2 protein-coding genes are annotated in these 1,146 nt (G+C 43.8%); one reads left to right on the top strand and one right to left on the bottom strand.

What is annotated here, in order from left to right; translation table 11 throughout:
• On the top strand, positions 1-410 hold a 410-nt coding region (gene kdsB, locus R7070_RS26110; protein ID WP_318141502.1), incomplete at its 5' end, for a 3-deoxy-manno-octulosonate cytidylyltransferase.
• A gap of 77 nt (positions 411-487) precedes the next feature.
• Here the strand turns inward: kdsB and R7070_RS26105 are convergent.
• Positions 488-1,146: SpoVR family protein (locus tag R7070_RS26105; RefSeq protein WP_318141501.1), on the bottom strand; the 659-nt coding region annotated here is incomplete at its 5' end.

The raw sequence follows: 1,146 nt of genomic DNA, 5'->3' as shown, positions 1-1,146 counted from the left end.
TAGCCGCTAGTGATGCGCCTATGGCTACGTTGGCGGTTGAAATTGAATCTGAAGATGAAGTATTCAACCCAAATGCCGTAAAAGTCGTTGCTGATGAGCGTGGTTATGCCATGTACTTTAGCCGAGCAACAATTCCTTGGGATCGTGATAACTTCGCTAAGCAAGACAAAGCTATCGTGAATCCATTGATGCGTCACATCGGTATCTATGCATACCGCGCAGGTTTCATTAATACTTACGTAAACTGGGCGCCAAGTGCCCTAGAGCAAATTGAATGCCTAGAGCAATTACGAGTGCTTTGGTACGGCGAGAAAATCCACGTTGCAGTCGCTAAAGAAGCGCCAGCAGCAGGCGTTGATACGCCAGAAGATCTTGAAGCCGTTAGAGCTATTGTGGCGAAAAAAGCGTAACGATTCTACTTCTTGCAGTTAATAAAAAGGCTCCTTTCATGGAGCCTTTGGCTTTAAGGGGATGAGTATATTTTTTACTAAATGTTTGAATCGTACTGATTGCGTTTTGGACAAGTGGCTAATGTTTCTCTGTGTCCCGTGTCTTTAACTTCTTCTAAGATTACGTCAAAGCCCCATAGGCGATAGACGTGTTTCAATACCTCATCATAACTTTCATCCAGTGGCATGCGGTTATGAGGAACGTACTGCAACGTGAGTGAACGGTCACCACGAACATCCACGTTCAACACCTGAATGTTAGGCTCTAAGTTTGATAGGTTGTACTGCGCTGCCAGAGTTTCTCGAATGCGTTTGTAGCCCATTTCATCATGTATGGCGGAGACTTCAATAAAGTTCTTCCTGTCATCATCGTTGATGGCGAACAGTTTGAAATCACGCATCAATTTCGGAGACAAATATTGGCTGATAAAGCTTTCATCTTTGAAATTATGCATAGCAAAATGCAAGGCATCTAACCAATCTGTTCCTGCTAGATCCGGGAACCACTCTTTATCCTCGTCAGTTGGCTCTTCACAAATACGCTTTATATCGCGGAACATCGCAAAGCCGAGAGCATAAGGGTTTATACCGCTAAAGTAAGGACTGTTGTAGGGTGGTTGAGCAACCACACTTGTGTGGCTATGCAAAAATTCAAGAATGAACTTTTCGGACACAATACCTTCATCATACAAGTGGT

It is taken from the genome of Vibrio sp. 1557 (assembly GCF_033340175.1).
Taxonomy (GTDB): Bacteria; Pseudomonadota; Gammaproteobacteria; order Enterobacterales; family Vibrionaceae; genus Vibrio; species Vibrio alginolyticus.
This window is presented reverse-complemented; position numbering and strand designations above follow the sequence as displayed.